Origin of the sequence: Campylobacter concisus (assembly GCF_002913715.1) — a bacterium.
GTDB classification, from domain to species: Bacteria; Campylobacterota; Campylobacteria; order Campylobacterales; family Campylobacteraceae; genus Campylobacter_A; species Campylobacter_A concisus_AG.
Genome location: NZ_PPCE01000006.1, coordinates 107364 through 121717, shown reverse-complemented (window position 1 = coordinate 121717; position 14354 = coordinate 107364). Strand labels below are relative to the sequence as shown.

Below are 14354 nucleotides of genomic sequence, written 5' to 3'. Positions count from 1 at the left end.
AAATTGAAAACATTACTACAAAGGATTAAAAATGGCAAAAAATGCAACAGCTCCATTAATGGATAGCACAAGCGAAAATCTTTATAGAGAAATTTATCAATCTCTAAATCAAAATTTAGATTATTTCGAGCAAAAGATTAAAGTTTTAAAGACTAAAAAGATCGATGGTAAGCAAAAGCTAGATAAAGATAACAATCCCATTATAAACGAGTTTGGATAGTTTGAAAAGTGGGATGATAGTTATATGATAACTTTTGTCGCTCTTAATAGTGGTGGAGAACATTCTACGAGAATAACACAAGAGCAATATCTCGATTTAAAAGAAGATGAAGTATATATTGCCAGCGGTAAGATCGAATATAGGCTTTATAAGGATGCTTATAACTCGACCCCAGTTATTGTCTTTAATAAATTTGTGCCTGCGATTGATAGTTTTGTCACGGCAATGCTAAAAATGGAAGCACTTAAAAATGGCTCGAATGCTTGAAAAATAGGGGCTAAAGCTTAGCCCCGTGCCTAGACTATCAGCAAGGTTAGGCGGGACAAGCTGGGTTTTGTTAAAGGTTTAAAAATGATATATAAAGACGATAGATTTAAAATACTTCATCAAGGTATCGATACTTTAGTTATCGGCGTAAATTGTATTGATGAAAAATTTTTTAATACAACTTTTTCAAGCTTTATTCGCAAGATAGCTACACTAAAACAACAAGCACAAAATTTACGCACATTTGGCGAAAAGTATATTTTGGATGATTTGGGCTTTGATTATGGAAATTTTAAAGTATCAAGTAAAGGCTTAGGTCAATATTTTGGATATTTTTCAAACGATGATATATTTTGCACCATTTCAGATACTAAATTTAAGCCAAAAGGGCTATATCATTTAAAAATTCAATTTAGAAGCATATTTTTACTTAAATATGGACACGTTAGAGCCTATGAGCTTGTAAAAAAATTTTTAAGTGATATATTTAAAGAGCATTTTAAAGTAAGTGTTTTAAGGCTCGACCTTGCAACTGATGTAACTGGCATAAAATATACTCCACAAGATTTTTTACAATTTAGAAGTTTAAAAAGGGTTTCTAACTATTCAGATCAATATAAAAAAGATGACGATGATTTAATAATTGATGAAAATTCACCAGTTTTTAATGATATAACTGAAATTAATGTTAATAATTTTATGCGTTTTACTCGCTTCGAAGGTGTAAGCTTCGGAAAAAATCCGCATATGTTTAGGGTTTATGACAAAATAAAACAAGTTCAAAGCAAAAATATTTCAACTCTAATTTTTACAAAATGGGAAATAAACGGCTTTAACCCCGCTGTTGATATGTTTGTATTTAGACATGAAGCGGAGTTTGGGCGATCTGCAATAAAAAGATTAATCCCTATTAATGAAAGTGATGAAATTGCTTATATTTTTAATCATTTGGGGGCTTTTTGGTCGCAAGGACTTAGTATTTGTAAATGGTATGATCTAACTGATGCTGAAATTAATCGTTTAACTGCTGGCACTATTCAAAGTGATAGTGCAAGAAAAATTTATCAAAGATGCGATTTTGATGATAATAGGCTTAAATTTTGGGATATGCTCTTGCCTTGGGGCGATGATAAATTTAAAGCTCTTACTATGCACGATCTTATTCAGTCAAAGGATATTAAAAAAGCAAAAATGGCTTTAAAAGCCTTTGTAAGTGCTGTTTATACTAATTTGGGTGTTAGTGGTGAAAATTTTTTATATGTTTTTACTGAAACACTTAAAGATCTTGAAAATGATGGTTTAACTCTTCACGAATACGGTTTATCAAAGCTTGCCGGCAATTTTTTGAAAAATGAAAAAACTATAAAAAGTCAGAATTTAGATATAGATAATCCCCTTTTTGATGTTTTTAACGCTTCTTTAAATGATTTTTTTGTTGCCATTAGCAAAATAAGAAATGATGATTATATTCATCCTATAACGAATGCTTTAAAGGGGTTTCAATGCAAAAATTAAATGCTTATGGTCTTTTGGTGTGTGAATTATTAGATAGTGGCAAGGATGTTATTTGTATTGATATTAAATGTCCTATCGTTAAAAGGCTTTACGCCAAAAAACTTGGTTTTATTTGGGCTGATATTGTTATTGGTAGTAGAAAGGCTTTTTACTCGGCTCTTGATGAATTAAATATTCTTTTTATTCAAACAAATTTGAAAAAGCTATTAGATAGCAAAGGTTATTCTTTGCGAAATGGTCGTAAATATATTTTTGCTGTTAAACAGCCTAGATTAGATTTATTTTAAAAAAAAGGGTTATAAAATGTTAAATATTATTAAAAATTTAGGTGCTTTCTCTTTAAGTGATAGTGGTTCTTTAATAAATAGTCTTAGTCAGTATCAGCCTTGTAATTATTCTTTAGATGATATTAAAACTATTCATCGTTGTAATGCTAGTGATCCGATATATCTTAAAGACATTTATTCTAATCAAATTTTCGTTAAATTGTTTGATTTTTTGGTTTATGGTGGCGATGATGAATTTTTTATTTGTGATTGTATTTTAAATCCTTTAGATGTTTCTGATATACGTTTTGCTATTTCTGGTCTTTACGTTGAAATTGAAAAGAAAGATATACCAAAGGGGCATAAACTTCTCTCTTCTGATTTTAATCTAGCTAATATTTTTTCTTCTGCTCTTCTTGATTTGCCATTTTCAACTATACAAAGTGATATTACTTTAGGAGCTTTTTCTAAAGGTCAAATCGTTCAAATTAAAGATTTTAGCTTGCCTTTTTATGTTTTAGGTTGCTCTTTATTACAACTTGGTCTTAATAAATTTATTCTTTTTTATGATGTTTTTTGTCTTGATTATGAATTAGTAAAACTTGGTGTTTTTAGTGTTCGCCGAATTTTTGTTCCAGCTGGATTAGTTAGACCATTTAAGTTTGATAAAACATTTTATAAATATGTGATTGCTTTATATGCTTATATTTTTAAGAGTTCTGCTGTTAATTCTCTTGATTTATCTGATGTTGTTAAACAAATTTTTGAATATTCTGGCGAAGAAGATTTATTTAGTTTATTTTTAAGATTACGTAATGAAGCTGTTGAAAAGCAAGCTAAATCCGAAAGTAACGAGCCACCTATTTATTTATAAAGAAAGGTATTTTAAATAATGTATTCTGGTATTACTCAAGCTATTAGTAAAGTTAGTCAAGTTAATAGTGCTTTAAAAGCTGGTGGGGTTGCTGGTGCTATTGGTGCTGGTGCTAATTTTGATTTAAAAGATAACCCTGTTACTGATATAACTGCTCTTGGTATTTGGGGATTAAAAAATGTTTATAATAGTTTTTTTGATAAAAAAGAAAGTGTAGATGTTGATAAAAATATAAAAGAGCTTAGTGAATATTATGCTAAACAACGTGAAGCTAAAGCAATAGACGCACAAAAAGAAAAAGAAAAACCTAAAGAAGATAATTTACCTAAGCCATCTGATAACGATAAGCCTAGCAGTGTCCCACTAACTTTACTTGGTGTTTTGGATCAGCAAAATCATATATTAAAGCTTATGTCTTTAAATTTAGCTGTTTTAGGAGCTGTGAAAAATAATGCTTTTGATAAACAAGCTAGCGCTAAAAAAGATAATTTATATAATCAATCTCCAGAAATTCAAGGGCGTGTTACATTTGATAGAAAAACTGGATATTGGGTTGATCCTACTACTAAAACTCTTTATAATCCTTATACTGGCGATCGTATATACGATAATGCTTCGTCAAATACTGGCACTAATTCCGCTGTTTCTACTGGTGTAGATTTTAAAGAAGTGTTAAAATCTCAAGAAAAAATTAATAGTGAAATTTCTAAATATATCTCAACTATTGGCGAAAATCAAAAAGTATATAATCAAAATTTAGAAAAGCTTGTTGTTAATTCAAAAGAGTATTCGCAAGCTATGAAAGATGGCTTGGCTGGTGTTAAACTCAAAGCCAGTGTTACTGTCGACAATAATTTAAACGCTTCTTTGGCTATTAATAAGCCAGTTGAAATTACTTTGCCTAGTTCTTATGTCGATAATCAAAAAATACTTAGCGATAATTCAACTAAAACACTTGAAATTTATAAAGAAAAAGCTGATTTTGATAAAACTGATGTTGCGATTAAAGACCTTGATGGTAATATTGTTGCAACTACTTCGCCACGCGCTATTGCTTTATCTCGTCAAGCTGTTCAAACTCGTGTTTTAACTGATGAAAATAATTTTGAATTAGATAGTGATGCTTTAAATTTATTTGATATTCCTATCCCAAATTTTAAAGATTTATTTGATACTGAATTACCTAGTAAAACTTTACTTAAGGATTTAAAATAATGGCTGATAAACGTTCTGAAGCTGGAAGAATTTTAAAGCTTGGCATTGATGAAATGTTTGAAGACTTAACCTATAGCGTTGCTTATGATCAAGTTTTATCTAAATTAAAAAATAGTGGTATGGATGACGGCATTTTAAAAGATGCAATAAATAGTGGTGTCACTATTATGTTTAGCGCGGCTTTAGTAAAGTATATTCAACTTCAAGAAAGTGTTGTAAATAAAATTATGAGTATTGTTTATGCTGGTGTTGTAGCTTTACTATCCCCTTTAGGTAGATATGCCAAAAATAAGCTTAGTAATATAAAAGGCGTTAAACTTAATAGAATGCTTGGTTTTTTAACTGGCAATTTTTCTGATCGTATTGGTGTTGCCAAAGTTTTTGTGGAGTGTGGTAATCAAATTATAAATACTAATAATTCTAATAGTTCAGCACTCCAAAATGTCAATACCGTTATTAATCAACGCCAGCATATTTTAGAAACTAAAAATCAAGAATTTAACTATGCAAAAGCAAAGGTTGATAATATAAATCAAACACTACTTTTTAAGCTTTTTAGCTCTCGCTTTACTCCGCAAGATAAAGAAATTCTTAGACGTATAACTGGAAGTGATAAGATTGATATTGACGCTTTAAATCACGTTGCTGATTTTATGTTTGTTACTGATGATGCTGGTAATGTTTTGGGTCTTAGTGAGATGTTTATTACTATGATGAATGGACTAGGCTATTTTAATGGAAAGGATAAAAAGCATGGCTCTTGATTGTGAAAAGGCTTTTGAAGAAGAAATGAAGAAATTTGATAGTATTGGTGCTTGTCTTGCTCGTATTGAAAAAATATTAACTGACAATTTAAAAGATAAAAAAGATGATAAAAGCGGTTTGGCATCTTTGGATGAAACAAATCGTCTTTTAAAAATTCTTTGCCGTGATCTTGTAGGTAAAGAATAATGGTTTCTTTGCTGTGTGGTTGCTGTAATAAGAAAAAAGATTTTACTTTTTATATTGAGAGAGTATTATTTTTTCGTTCTAATACTGAAAATTTAAATGCTAGTATTGATGAAAAATATGATAAGAAAGATGCGCTTTTTGATTGCGGTTTTTCTGGTAATAGTTGTATTCGTGATAAGCGTATTTCTTCTCTTTTTGGTCTTGGCTTTTATTTTTCTGCTTATACTAATTCTAGCATTAAAAAGGCTAATGCCCCTTTACATATGCATTATAATAGCGATGATGCTGACGATTATGAATATAGGGTAGGCACTGATTTTTTAACTCCATCTGGTAAGATTAATATTACGGATTTGCCCAGCTCTTCCGAAATTTCTTCTTATTTTGATAGTAATTTATTCTTTTCTTTTAGTGATCGATCTGATTACTTTTATTTTTGTATTCCTGCATCTTTTAATTATGTAAAATATACCAGCCGTCTCTCCTTTTCTGATTTTTCTTGTTATTCATCTTCTAGCCCCTTTTTTAGAAGTGATCTTCGTCTTGGTCTTTTGGATTGTGACTATACTGGTATTCATACTGAAGCTTTTAATCTTTTTTCTATTTTTTCTAGTTTTGTTAATAAATCTTTTGTTTATGAATTTTCTGATTTTATTAATGTATTTGAAAATTCTCTCTCTTCTTTTTATTCTCAATTTTATAGCGATGTAACTAACTTTAATTTACAACATCGCTATTTATCAGTTTATCGATTTTCAAAAAAGGAGTATTATGCCTATCTACAAAATTACACAACAGCAAGGCAATAGGGTTATCACTTCAACACTTGAAGCTAAAAGTGTGTCTGATCTAATTGCTTTTTTAGATGCTGTTTCCACTGCTGAAATTAAGTATATTTATAAAGTCGAGTTTGAAACTCAAAAAACTAATTTTCCGTCTGATGACTTCAATTACAATAAGCAATTTAAAGCTTTTGTATCTAATAAAAATCGTATGTGCAAGCAAATTTTAATTCATAATGTAAAAAAGACTAAAAACGAAGCTGAAATATCTGCTTTAATTAAAACACATTTAGAAGTAGGCGGACTTGCTGTAAAAGGTGTTTCTTGTTCGCTTTTTATGGATAAGTAAAAATTTAATAATTTGTCTTTATAATTATTTCTTTATATAAAAAGGAGTTGCTTATGCTTAGAAAAATTGTTGCTTTTTGTTTGTTTTTTAATATTTCTTTCGGATATAGTTATTTTGATAATTTAAAAGAGTCTTTTATTAATATGTCAGATGTTGAAGCGTCTGAATTTATTTGTAAAAACTATCCTTATGTTGTTATGGCTTCTGGTCGTTCTTATCTTAAGGGATCTATTTGTTATGTCGATTATTCTCTTTATGATGATAAAAAATTGGCTGAGGCTGAAAACGTTTTAAATTATAAATTTTGTAATTATGATGAGTTGAAAGCGTTTTTACACTCTAAAGGCTCTTTAGAGGTTAAATTTTATGGATCAAATAAAAATTTACTCAAAACTATCCGCTATAATAAAGTTTCACGTATCCCTTGTTCTTTGATAAAATTTTAAATTTTCTTCTGTGTTCTTCTTGATAGACATTGTCCCCCCTCCCAAACACGGCGCCCCACCGCTCTGCGGTGTGTGCCGTGTTTTCTTTTCTCCCCTTTTAGTTTATTCTTTTCTTATTGTCTTATTTTCTTTCTCGATCTTTTTTCTTCTATAGTTATTTTTTGTTTGCGTTGTGGCGATAGTTTCTGCGATTGCTCGAATATCTTAAAACTTATAATTGTGTCTTTTTGCTAGCTATCGCCACGCAAACACTACGCGGACGAAAAAGCGAAGCTTTTGAGCGTTGCTGAAGCGTCCTATTTCATTGTCTTTATTTTATAAGTTTCGCTTATCTCTTTTTAATATCGTATTTCCAGCATTTTTTAACGCTATGAAACAACTTTTTATTTTTTTTTCTAAAATTTGCTTTGTTTAAAACGTTTTAACAAAAACAAGCAAATTTAAAAAAGTCGAATGACAAAAGAAAGGATAAAAAAATGTTAAGACAAACAATAGACGGACTTTATGCAAAAAGTCTTACTTTTTCTAGTGGTAGTGATGAAGATGCTTTACTTCCGCTTTTAGCTGGCAAAGTTGAAAGTTATTCAGTCTTTGGCGATGGTGGCGCTGCTTTAGCTTCAACACCTGATCCACTTAATCGTAAAAATGTGATCGTTGGTGCTAAGACTGCGACTGGTAGAATTTCTACTATGGTAACTATTCCACACGTTAAACAAAGTTATATGTTTCAAAATTTTCTTTCTGATTTTACTGGAAAATTAGATGCAAATTATGATACTGCTGTTAAATGCGATTATGTAACTTTGAAATTTGATAGACTTTAAGGAGTAAGAGATGTCTAAATGTTTAGTTAAAAATACAATAAATAATAGAACTTATGGCTTTGCTTTGCCGTGCGGTGGTGCTGAAGCTAAAGCATTTTGTGATAATGCTCTTGAAGGAACTTACGTAATACTTTCTCGTGCTAACGAGCAAGGTAACTCAAGCGAAGCAAGCGTTATTGAATATACTATTACTGGTAAAAATACGGCTGGCAATAAAACTACTTTTAGCTTTTATACTAAGCCTAGTATCGATGAAGACCAGATCAAAACCGCTTTAGCTGGTAAAAAATTTAATGGCGTTAAGTTTGATGAAATTTACGTTATTAGTGCCAGAAAAGTAAAATAGTGTTTTCAATGTTAAATTTAAGCTCCCTATTTGGTAGGGGGCTGTTAATACATATATTTGCTTATTCTATTTTGCTTCTTTATATATCTTTTTTAAAAGGTGAAGTAAGAAACTATGATGCAAAAGTTAGCACTTTAAAAGCTCATCTAGCAACTGAAAAAGAATATACTAAAAACGCTTTTTTAATTATTGATAATCAAAATTTAAAAATTAAGCAATTAAAAATAGATAGCGAAAAAATATCTAAAGAAAATAATATTTTAAATCAAAAATTACAAAAACGTTTTAGCACTATCGAAACACCTAAAACGGATGATTGCTTAAGTAAGCTAAAATTTTACGATACTTTACTTTTAGAGTTTAGCAATGGTAACTATTCCAAATAAGCTATTTTTCTTTTTCTTGCTATCTTATCTTGTCTTGTTTGTTGGTTGCTCTGCAAAATCTTCACAAGGTGCTATTCAAGAAGCTTATATACCTATAAAATGTGATGTAACAATTCCAGATAAGCCTATTTTTGATCCATTAAATCCAGAAAGTTTAAAAGATTTAATTATTTATTGCATAAGAGTAGAAGATTTATTAAAAGGCTGTGTAAATGGACAATTTAAACAAGGACGATAATTATTTAATTTTAGTTCTTTTTGTTGGATTTATAGCATCAATTTTAAATCTTGAAACTAAAGATTTTTCTAAAATCAAATATAAAATTTTATCTTATTTGCTTAGTTTTTTAAGTTCTATGTTTTTATGTTGGATTAGTTATGAAATATTTTTTTTCTTTCTAAACAATATTAGGGTTTCGGTTGCTCTTGCTGGTTTTGTAACTTGGCGTGGTACTGATTGGATATATTCAAAAATTGATAAAGCCTTAGATAAAAGGATAGAAAGGGATTAACATGACACTTGGCGAACATCAAGAAGCTTTTATGAAAGACGTTGAAAAACTTTTAGCTTATCTTCATTCTAATGGATACTCTGTAAGGGGTGGCGAATTAGAAAGGACACAAGCCCAGCAAGAAATTTATTATAATAGTGGCAAGAGTAAAACTATGAATTCTAATCATCTAAAAAGATGTGCGATAGATTTACATATATTTAAAAATAACGTTTGGTTACAATCAAAGCTAGAATTACAAGATATTGGCAATTATTGGGAGAGCTTAAATACTCTTAATCGTTGGGGCGGTAATTTTAAAAACTTTATTGATATTCCCCATTTTGAAAGAAACTGTTAAATTCTCTTGACTTCTATCTTAAAATCTTGGCTTCGCTTACCGCTTATCTCAAATTTTAGAGCCGAAATTACTCGCTCATAAATTTTAAAATTTGCTAGATTCTCATCTTGGATTGTTAAATTCGTGTTTTGTAGAGCTGGCTACTAAATTTATATCCACAAAATGTCAGCTCTTATTTGAAATTTTGCTTGTAGAATAAATTTTTGACTTACTGCCCAACTATCTTTTTAACAGCTAGTGAAGCTAAATTTAGTCCAAAACAAGCAGTCACGCCCATGAAACTTCCAAGTGGCTTGCAAAGTGGCTCTTCTGTTGAAAAGACCACGTCAAATTTACCGCTAAAGCCTGATCTTTTGAGCTCATATCTATATTTTCTAGCTAGCGGATCGACTGAGGTTTTCCAAACGCTAGCCACCTTGATCTTGGTTGGATCAACCCTTTTTGCCCCACCCATCGAGGCTATAAATTTGCTAGGATCTACCGCATTTGCAAGGGCGATCTTGGCAGCGATATCATCGATCGCATCGATCACCACGTCAAATTTACTAAAGTCAAATCCAGCAACAAACTCAGGCGTGATCAGCGTCTGAATGGGCGTGATACAAGGATAAATTTTGGCAAACTCCTCCACCTTTACGCCACCAACGTTTTCGCTGTAAATTTGGCGGTTTTGATTTGTTATGTCAAAGATGTCTTTATCGATTAAAGTGATGCTTCCAACCCCGCTTCTAGCAAGTGCATCTACGCACATTCCGCCCACACCACCAGCTCCACAAACTAGCACTTTTGCGCTTTGAAGCCTGCTAAAACCATCCTCGCCAAAGAGCCATCTTGTCCTCGTAAATCTATCATTTTGCATCAAATTTCCCTTTTAAGCTCTCCAAACTCTCGTATGAAGTCATATTTAGTTTTATGGGCGTTATCGTGGCAAAGCCCTCATTTACCTTGCTGATGTCGCTTGGCTCGCCTTTTTCGTATTCAAGTGCGGCGTTTCCAAGCCAGTAGTACTCGATGCCTCTTGGGTTGCGATTAAGCGTAGCATGCGTGGCGTAGGTGCGTTTGCCAGCTGGGACGACGGTGTAGCCTTTGAAATTTTTGCTTGTCACGGCTGGGATATTTACATTTAGAAATTCTCTTTGATTTAGCGAAATTTCATCCTCTAGCACCTTTGGTACGATAAATTTCACCACCTCTTTTGCTAGATTAAAGCCAAGTTCATTTAGCGAGTTGTTTGCATAAAACTGCGAAAAGGCGATACTTCTAATGCCTTGCAAAACGCCCTCCATCGCCGCTCCACACGTACCAGAGTAGGTTATATCTTCGCCTAAATTTGCTCCGTGGTTTATGCCACTTATTACAAGGTCTGGCTTTTTGTTATAAAGTGCGTGAAGTGCGAGATAGACGCAGTCACTGGGCGTTGCGTCGTCAAGTTTAAAAAAGCCATCATCAAGTTTTATAAACCTAAGTGGCCTTGTGAGCGTCAAAGAGTGAGCGCAGGCTGATTTTTCAGAGCTTGGAGCTACGATCGTGACATTTACGCCATCTATCTCGCTTAAAGCTTCTTTTAAAGCAAGCAAGCCAGTCGCCTCAAATCCATCGTCATTTGTTATCAAAATTTCTTTCAAATTTTATCCTTTAAAGGGTTGGATTTTATCACAGCTTTCTTAAAATTTTAAAGAATTTTTGCGTATAATGCCCCTAAAAAAAGACCTGATGAAAGTGTGTAAATGAAAATTTTAGTCTCCGCTCTTGAGCCATCAGCAAATTTGCATTTAAAAGAAATTTTAAAAAATTTTGAGTGCGAATTTGAGCTAATGGGAATTTTTAGCGAAGAGCTTGGCACGCCATATATGAAAAGTAGCGAGTTTTCAGCGATGGGTTTTGTCGAGGTTTTGCCGCTCATCTTTAAAGCAAAAAAGGCGATAAAAGTGATGAGCCAGATGGCAAAAGAGGTTGATGCTGTGCTACTAATCGACAGTCCAGCCTTTAACTTACCGCTTGCAAAAGCGATAAAAGAGGCTGGCGCAAAAGTAGCCGTGACATACTACATCTTGCCTCAAGTTTGGGCGTGGAAGCCAAAAAGAGTGAGCGTGGTTGAGAGGTATTGTGACAACCTAGCTTCGATCCTGCCATTTGATGCGAAATTTTATAGCCGATCGACCTACGTGGGACATCCTTTGATGGATGAGATAAAGCTTAAGAAAACTAGTCTAAGTAGCAGTGGCAAAGTGGCGTTTTTGCCAGGATCAAGAAGGTCAGAGATTTCAAGACTGATGCCAGTTTATAGAGAGCTTGCTGAGAATATTGAGGCAAAAAGGTTACTTGTCGTGCCACCATTTTTGCTTGATAAAGTGGGCGAAATTTATGGCGATGTGAGTGATTTTGATATCGTCTCAAATACGCCTGAAGCCTTGTATGAGAGCGACTTTGCCTTTGTTTGCTCAGGTACGGCTACTCTTGAAGCAGCGCTCATTGGTACGCCATTTGTGCTAGCATATAAGGCAAAAGCAATAGATATTTTTATAGCTAGAAAATTTGTAAAGATCAAGCACGCTGGACTTGCAAATATAATGTTTGATTTCATGGGCAAAGAGCCGCTTCATGAGGAGTTTATCCAAGAGTTTGCAACGGCTGAAAATTTGCTAAGAGCTTATGAGAGCTGCGATAGGCAGAAATTTTTAAAAGGCTGTGACGAATTGAGAGAGTATTTGTCGCATGGCAGCAGTAAAAATGTAGTAAAAATTTTAAAAAATATGGAGTAAAAAATGAGTGAACCAATGACAATGCACGGATATGAAAAGATAGAAGCTGAGCTAAAAGATTTAAGGCTGGTGCAACGTCCTCAAATCGTAACTGAGATCGACATCGCAAGAAGCCACGGCGATCTAAAAGAAAACGCTGAGTATCACGCAGCAAAAGAAAAGCAGGCCTTTATAGACGCTAGGATCGCTGAGCTTAGCGCGCTTCTAGCAAATGCCGAAGTGATCGATCCAAGTAGCTACGAGCATGATAGAGTTAGATTTGGCTCAAGCGTTACGATAATGGACGAGGAAACCGAAATAGAGCACACATATACGATAGTTGGCATTAGCGAAAGCGACATCGATAAAGGCTATATCTCGATAAACTCACCTCTTGCAAAGCAGCTTTTGGGTAAGGCTGAGGGCGATGAGGTAGTGCTAAATTTACCAAAAGGTAGAAGCGACGTTGAGATCGTAAAAATTTGCTATAAGCCTATAAAATTTGACTAAGAAGATGATGCAAAGAGTCAGAAACTGCTTTTTGGCTCTGCTATTTTTTAATTAAGGCAAAATTTGAGTGAATATCTATATGTCCCCGTTATAAAAGAAGGCGCGATTTTTTTAGCTGATGCACATGAAAACGTAAACCGAAATGGCTTTTTAAAATTTTTAAGAGCTGTTGATAGCGGGGAGATCAAAGAGCCGCCACAAATTTTTTTGTTAGGTGATATGTTTGATTTTTTAACTGGTGAAGGCGAATATACAAGAGAATTTTACGCCGAGCACTTAAGCCTTATCAATAAAATTTCACAAAAGGTAGAAATTGTTTACTTCGAGGGCAACCACGACTTTAGACTTTCAAATTTATTTAATAAAACAAGAGAAATTTGGGATGGGCACGAGATGCTGCGCTATAAAAGCGTTAGGGTTTATGATATTTACGATCAGCCAGCAAATTTTAAGACGATCAATGAAGAGCACGTTCAGATCGCACATGGCGATATATTTTTACCTTTTATAGATAAATATGCACTTAGATTTTTGCGTCTTAGATGGTTTTTAAAATTTATGAATGCTTTGGATAAATTTTTAAATTTTAAAATATCAAAAGCGATACTAGCCAAACTTACTAAGAAAAATTTAGACTATAAAATTCCTAATTTTAAGGAGCTAATGAGCAAGCATTTGCAAGGATATGAGGCTAATATCGTGATAGAAGGACACTATCATCAAGGTGAGAAATTTAACATTTACGATAAGTTTTATATAAATTTACCTTGTTTTGCATGTGAGCAAAGTTATTTTGTTGTAGAATACGCCCAGCAAAAATTAAATTTGCTCAAAATGAGTTTGAAAGGACATTGATGTTTGGAGATAACGTACTAAAAACGGACTCAAACGAGATGGAACTTGTTGATTTTCGTATCTTTAAAAAGACCGAAAACAAAGTATATGAAGGAATATACGGAGTCAATGTCGCAAAGGTGCGGGAGATCATTAAGATGCCAAATCTTACAGAGCTTCCAGGCGTTCCTGAGTATATCGAGGGAATTTTTGATTTAAGGGGCGTGGTGATCCCTGTAATAAATTTGGCAAGATGGATGAATATTATCGAGCCAACTGAAGGCGTAGTTATAAAGCCACGTGTTATTATTGCTGAGTTTAGCGGTATTTTGATCGGTTTTATCGTCCATGAGGCAAAAAGGATCAGGCGTATAAGCTGGAAAGATATCGAGCCTGCAAATTTTGCTTCAGGTTCTGGCGCTTTAGATAAAGGCAAAATAACAGGCGTAACAAGAATAGAAAATGATGAAGTTTTACTTATCCTTGATCTTGAAAGCATTGTTGAAGAGCTTGGAATTTACTCACCAAAGATCGAATTTGATGTAACAGATGATCAAAAATTAAAAGGTGCTGCTTTAGTTTTAGATGATAGCTCAACTGCTAGAAAACTAGTAAAAGATGCACTTGAGAAGATGGGACTTAGCGTAGTTGAGGCTAAAAACGGCGTTGAGGGCTTGGAGAGAATGGAAGAGCTTTATCAAAGATATGGAGATAACTTATCAAGAGAGCTTAGAGTTATCTTAAGTGATATCGAAATGCCACAGATGGATGGATACCGCTTTGCTTCAACTCTTAAAAATGATGAAAGATTTAAAGAAGTTCCAATAGTATTTAACTCCTCATTGAGTAATGATTTTAGTGAAATCAAGAGCAAAGAAGCTGGTGGTGCGGCGTATCTTACGAAATTTGACGCAAGCATATTTTATCAAGAAGTGCTAAAAGTTATTGAAGCACATTCTAAATCTGCAAAATGAGG

23 protein-coding genes are annotated in these 14354 nt (G+C 33.1%); 21 read left to right on the top strand and 2 right to left on the bottom strand.

The genetic code is table 11. From position 1 onward, the window contains the following. Positions 1–31: 31 nt before the first annotated feature. The 17 genes from CYO92_RS09505 to CYO92_RS03530 all read left to right on the top strand — a co-directional run bounded on the left by CYO92_RS09505 (position 32) and on the right by CYO92_RS03530 (position 9293). Positions 32–220: a hypothetical protein gene (locus CYO92_RS09505; RefSeq protein ID WP_223315389.1), complete on the top strand. Its 189-nt coding sequence runs from the start codon at positions 32–34 to the stop codon at positions 218–220. Between the two features lie 24 nt (positions 221–244). Then, a complete protein-coding gene (locus CYO92_RS09500) occupies positions 245–487 on the top strand; it encodes a hypothetical protein (RefSeq protein WP_223315390.1) in 243 nt (80 codons plus the stop codon). Between the two features lie 84 nt (positions 488–571). Further along, on the top strand, positions 572–2002 hold the full coding sequence (locus CYO92_RS03600; protein ID WP_103588412.1) for a hypothetical protein: 1431 nt from the start codon (positions 572–574) through the stop codon (positions 2000–2002). Beyond that, entirely contained in the window at positions 1990–2289 is a 300-nt protein-coding gene (locus tag CYO92_RS03595) for a hypothetical protein (protein WP_072594633.1), read from the top strand. The genes CYO92_RS03600 and CYO92_RS03595 overlap by 13 nt, the downstream gene beginning before the upstream one ends. A gap of 16 nt (positions 2290–2305) precedes the next feature. Continuing rightward, a complete protein-coding gene (locus tag CYO92_RS03590) occupies positions 2306–3142 on the top strand; it encodes a hypothetical protein (protein ID WP_103588411.1) in 837 nt (278 codons plus the stop codon). Positions 3143–3160: 18 nt separating this feature from the next. Next, on the top strand, positions 3161–4357 hold the full coding sequence (locus CYO92_RS03585) for a hypothetical protein (RefSeq protein WP_103588410.1): 1197 nt from the start codon (positions 3161–3163) through the stop codon (positions 4355–4357). Further along, positions 4357–5121, top strand: coding sequence for a hypothetical protein (locus tag CYO92_RS03580; RefSeq protein WP_072594636.1), 765 nt, complete (start codon positions 4357–4359; stop codon positions 5119–5121). Before CYO92_RS03585 ends, CYO92_RS03580 begins: the two co-directional genes overlap by 1 nt. Further along, the gene (locus CYO92_RS03575) at positions 5111–5308 is read left to right on the top strand and encodes a hypothetical protein (protein ID WP_072594637.1); all 198 of its coding nucleotides are present in this window, start codon (positions 5111–5113) and stop codon (positions 5306–5308) included. The genes CYO92_RS03580 and CYO92_RS03575 overlap by 11 nt, the downstream gene beginning before the upstream one ends. Continuing rightward, positions 5308–6117 (top strand): hypothetical protein, encoded by an 810-nt coding sequence (locus CYO92_RS03570; protein WP_103588409.1) that lies wholly within the window; start codon positions 5308–5310, stop codon positions 6115–6117. The genes CYO92_RS03575 and CYO92_RS03570 overlap by 1 nt, the downstream gene beginning before the upstream one ends. After that, positions 6080–6439: a hypothetical protein gene (locus CYO92_RS03565; protein WP_072594639.1), complete on the top strand. Its 360-nt coding sequence runs from the start codon at positions 6080–6082 to the stop codon at positions 6437–6439. Before CYO92_RS03570 ends, CYO92_RS03565 begins: the two co-directional genes overlap by 38 nt. Before the next feature lie 53 nt (positions 6440–6492). After that, positions 6493–6885, top strand: coding sequence for a hypothetical protein (locus tag CYO92_RS03560; RefSeq protein ID WP_103588408.1), 393 nt, complete (start codon positions 6493–6495; stop codon positions 6883–6885). Between the two features lie 476 nt (positions 6886–7361). Beyond that, positions 7362–7709, top strand: coding sequence for a hypothetical protein (locus tag CYO92_RS03555; RefSeq protein WP_103588407.1), 348 nt, complete (start codon positions 7362–7364; stop codon positions 7707–7709). Positions 7710–7719: 10 nt separating this feature from the next. Beyond that, positions 7720–8055, top strand: coding sequence for a hypothetical protein (locus CYO92_RS03550; RefSeq protein WP_103588406.1), 336 nt, complete (start codon positions 7720–7722; stop codon positions 8053–8055). Positions 8056–8063: 8 nt separating this feature from the next. Beyond that, the gene (locus tag CYO92_RS03545) at positions 8064–8441 is read left to right on the top strand and encodes a hypothetical protein (protein ID WP_180997987.1); all 378 of its coding nucleotides are present in this window, start codon (positions 8064–8066) and stop codon (positions 8439–8441) included. Next, positions 8422–8679: a hypothetical protein gene (locus CYO92_RS03540; RefSeq protein ID WP_103588404.1), complete on the top strand. Its 258-nt coding sequence runs from the start codon at positions 8422–8424 to the stop codon at positions 8677–8679. Before CYO92_RS03545 ends, CYO92_RS03540 begins: the two co-directional genes overlap by 20 nt. Further along, positions 8654–8953 carry a hypothetical protein gene (locus CYO92_RS03535; RefSeq protein ID WP_072594645.1) on the top strand — a complete coding sequence of 100 codons (300 nt, stop codon included), beginning with the start codon at positions 8654–8656 and terminating at the stop codon, positions 8951–8953. The genes CYO92_RS03540 and CYO92_RS03535 overlap by 26 nt, the downstream gene beginning before the upstream one ends. Before the next feature lies 1 nt (position 8954). Beyond that, a complete protein-coding gene (locus CYO92_RS03530) occupies positions 8955–9293 on the top strand; it encodes a M15 family metallopeptidase (protein WP_103588403.1) in 339 nt (112 codons plus the stop codon). A gap of 208 nt (positions 9294–9501) precedes the next feature. Here the strand turns inward: CYO92_RS03530 and CYO92_RS03525 are convergent, their stop codons facing one another. After that, positions 9502–10152, bottom strand: coding sequence for a tRNA threonylcarbamoyladenosine dehydratase (locus tag CYO92_RS03525; RefSeq protein ID WP_103588402.1), 651 nt, complete (start codon positions 10150–10152; stop codon positions 9502–9504). Continuing rightward, positions 10142–10918: a 5'/3'-nucleotidase SurE gene (surE, locus tag CYO92_RS03520; RefSeq protein WP_103588401.1), complete on the bottom strand. Its 777-nt coding sequence runs from the start codon at positions 10916–10918 to the stop codon at positions 10142–10144. Before surE ends, CYO92_RS03525 begins: the two co-directional genes overlap by 11 nt. Before the next feature lie 102 nt (positions 10919–11020). On the opposite strand from surE, the gene lpxB reads away from it, so the two are divergent. The 4 genes from lpxB (at position 11021) to CYO92_RS03500 (ending at position 14352) form a co-directional block, all read left to right on the top strand. After that, positions 11021–12055 carry a lipid-A-disaccharide synthase gene (gene lpxB / locus CYO92_RS03515; protein WP_103588400.1) on the top strand — a complete coding sequence of 345 codons (1035 nt, stop codon included), beginning with the start codon at positions 11021–11023 and terminating at the stop codon, positions 12053–12055. Positions 12056–12058: 3 nt separating this feature from the next. Continuing rightward, positions 12059–12544 carry a transcription elongation factor GreA gene (gene greA, locus CYO92_RS03510; protein ID WP_072594430.1) on the top strand — a complete coding sequence of 162 codons (486 nt, stop codon included), beginning with the start codon at positions 12059–12061 and terminating at the stop codon, positions 12542–12544. Positions 12545–12607: 63 nt separating this feature from the next. Continuing rightward, the gene (locus CYO92_RS03505; RefSeq protein WP_103588399.1) at positions 12608–13399 is read left to right on the top strand and encodes a UDP-2,3-diacylglucosamine diphosphatase; all 792 of its coding nucleotides are present in this window, start codon (positions 12608–12610) and stop codon (positions 13397–13399) included. After that, positions 13399–14352, top strand: a complete 954-nt coding sequence (locus tag CYO92_RS03500) for a chemotaxis protein (protein ID WP_021091802.1) — start codon at positions 13399–13401, stop codon at positions 14350–14352. Before CYO92_RS03505 ends, CYO92_RS03500 begins: the two co-directional genes overlap by 1 nt. Positions 14353–14354 lie beyond the last annotated feature (2 nt).

Excerpts from the sequence above, each read along its gene's own strand:
- CYO92_RS09505 (WP_223315389.1), top strand. The coding sequence starts at position 32 with ATGGCAAAAAATGCAACAGCTCCATTAATGGATAGCACAAGCGAAAAT.
- CYO92_RS09500 (WP_223315390.1), top strand. The coding sequence starts at position 245 with ATGATAACTTTTGTCGCTCTTAATAGTGGTGGAGAACATTCTACGAGA.
- CYO92_RS03600 (WP_103588412.1), top strand. The coding sequence starts at position 572 with ATGATATATAAAGACGATAGATTTAAAATACTTCATCAAGGTATCGAT.
- CYO92_RS03595 (WP_072594633.1), top strand. The coding sequence starts at position 1,990 with ATGCAAAAATTAAATGCTTATGGTCTTTTGGTGTGTGAATTATTAGAT.
- CYO92_RS03590 (WP_103588411.1), top strand. The coding sequence starts at position 2,306 with ATGTTAAATATTATTAAAAATTTAGGTGCTTTCTCTTTAAGTGATAGT.
- CYO92_RS03585 (WP_103588410.1), top strand. The coding sequence starts at position 3,161 with ATGTATTCTGGTATTACTCAAGCTATTAGTAAAGTTAGTCAAGTTAAT.
- CYO92_RS03580 (WP_072594636.1), top strand. The coding sequence starts at position 4,357 with ATGGCTGATAAACGTTCTGAAGCTGGAAGAATTTTAAAGCTTGGCATT.
- CYO92_RS03575 (WP_072594637.1), top strand. The coding sequence starts at position 5,111 with ATGGCTCTTGATTGTGAAAAGGCTTTTGAAGAAGAAATGAAGAAATTT.
- CYO92_RS03570 (WP_103588409.1), top strand. The coding sequence starts at position 5,308 with ATGGTTTCTTTGCTGTGTGGTTGCTGTAATAAGAAAAAAGATTTTACT.
- CYO92_RS03565 (WP_072594639.1), top strand. The coding sequence starts at position 6,080 with ATGCCTATCTACAAAATTACACAACAGCAAGGCAATAGGGTTATCACT.
- CYO92_RS03560 (WP_103588408.1), top strand. The coding sequence starts at position 6,493 with ATGCTTAGAAAAATTGTTGCTTTTTGTTTGTTTTTTAATATTTCTTTC.
- CYO92_RS03555 (WP_103588407.1), top strand. The coding sequence starts at position 7,362 with ATGTTAAGACAAACAATAGACGGACTTTATGCAAAAAGTCTTACTTTT.
- CYO92_RS03550 (WP_103588406.1), top strand. The coding sequence starts at position 7,720 with ATGTCTAAATGTTTAGTTAAAAATACAATAAATAATAGAACTTATGGC.
- CYO92_RS03545 (WP_180997987.1), top strand. The coding sequence starts at position 8,064 with ATGTTAAATTTAAGCTCCCTATTTGGTAGGGGGCTGTTAATACATATA.
- CYO92_RS03540 (WP_103588404.1), top strand. The coding sequence starts at position 8,422 with ATGGTAACTATTCCAAATAAGCTATTTTTCTTTTTCTTGCTATCTTAT.
- CYO92_RS03535 (WP_072594645.1), top strand. The coding sequence starts at position 8,654 with ATGGACAATTTAAACAAGGACGATAATTATTTAATTTTAGTTCTTTTT.
- CYO92_RS03530 (WP_103588403.1), top strand. The coding sequence starts at position 8,955 with ATGACACTTGGCGAACATCAAGAAGCTTTTATGAAAGACGTTGAAAAA.
- CYO92_RS03525 (WP_103588402.1), bottom strand. The coding sequence starts at position 10,152 with ATGCAAAATGATAGATTTACGAGGACAAGATGGCTCTTTGGCGAGGAT.
- lpxB (WP_103588400.1), top strand. The coding sequence starts at position 11,021 with ATGAAAATTTTAGTCTCCGCTCTTGAGCCATCAGCAAATTTGCATTTA.
- greA (WP_072594430.1), top strand. The coding sequence starts at position 12,059 with ATGAGTGAACCAATGACAATGCACGGATATGAAAAGATAGAAGCTGAG.
- CYO92_RS03500 (WP_021091802.1), top strand. The coding sequence starts at position 13,399 with ATGTTTGGAGATAACGTACTAAAAACGGACTCAAACGAGATGGAACTT.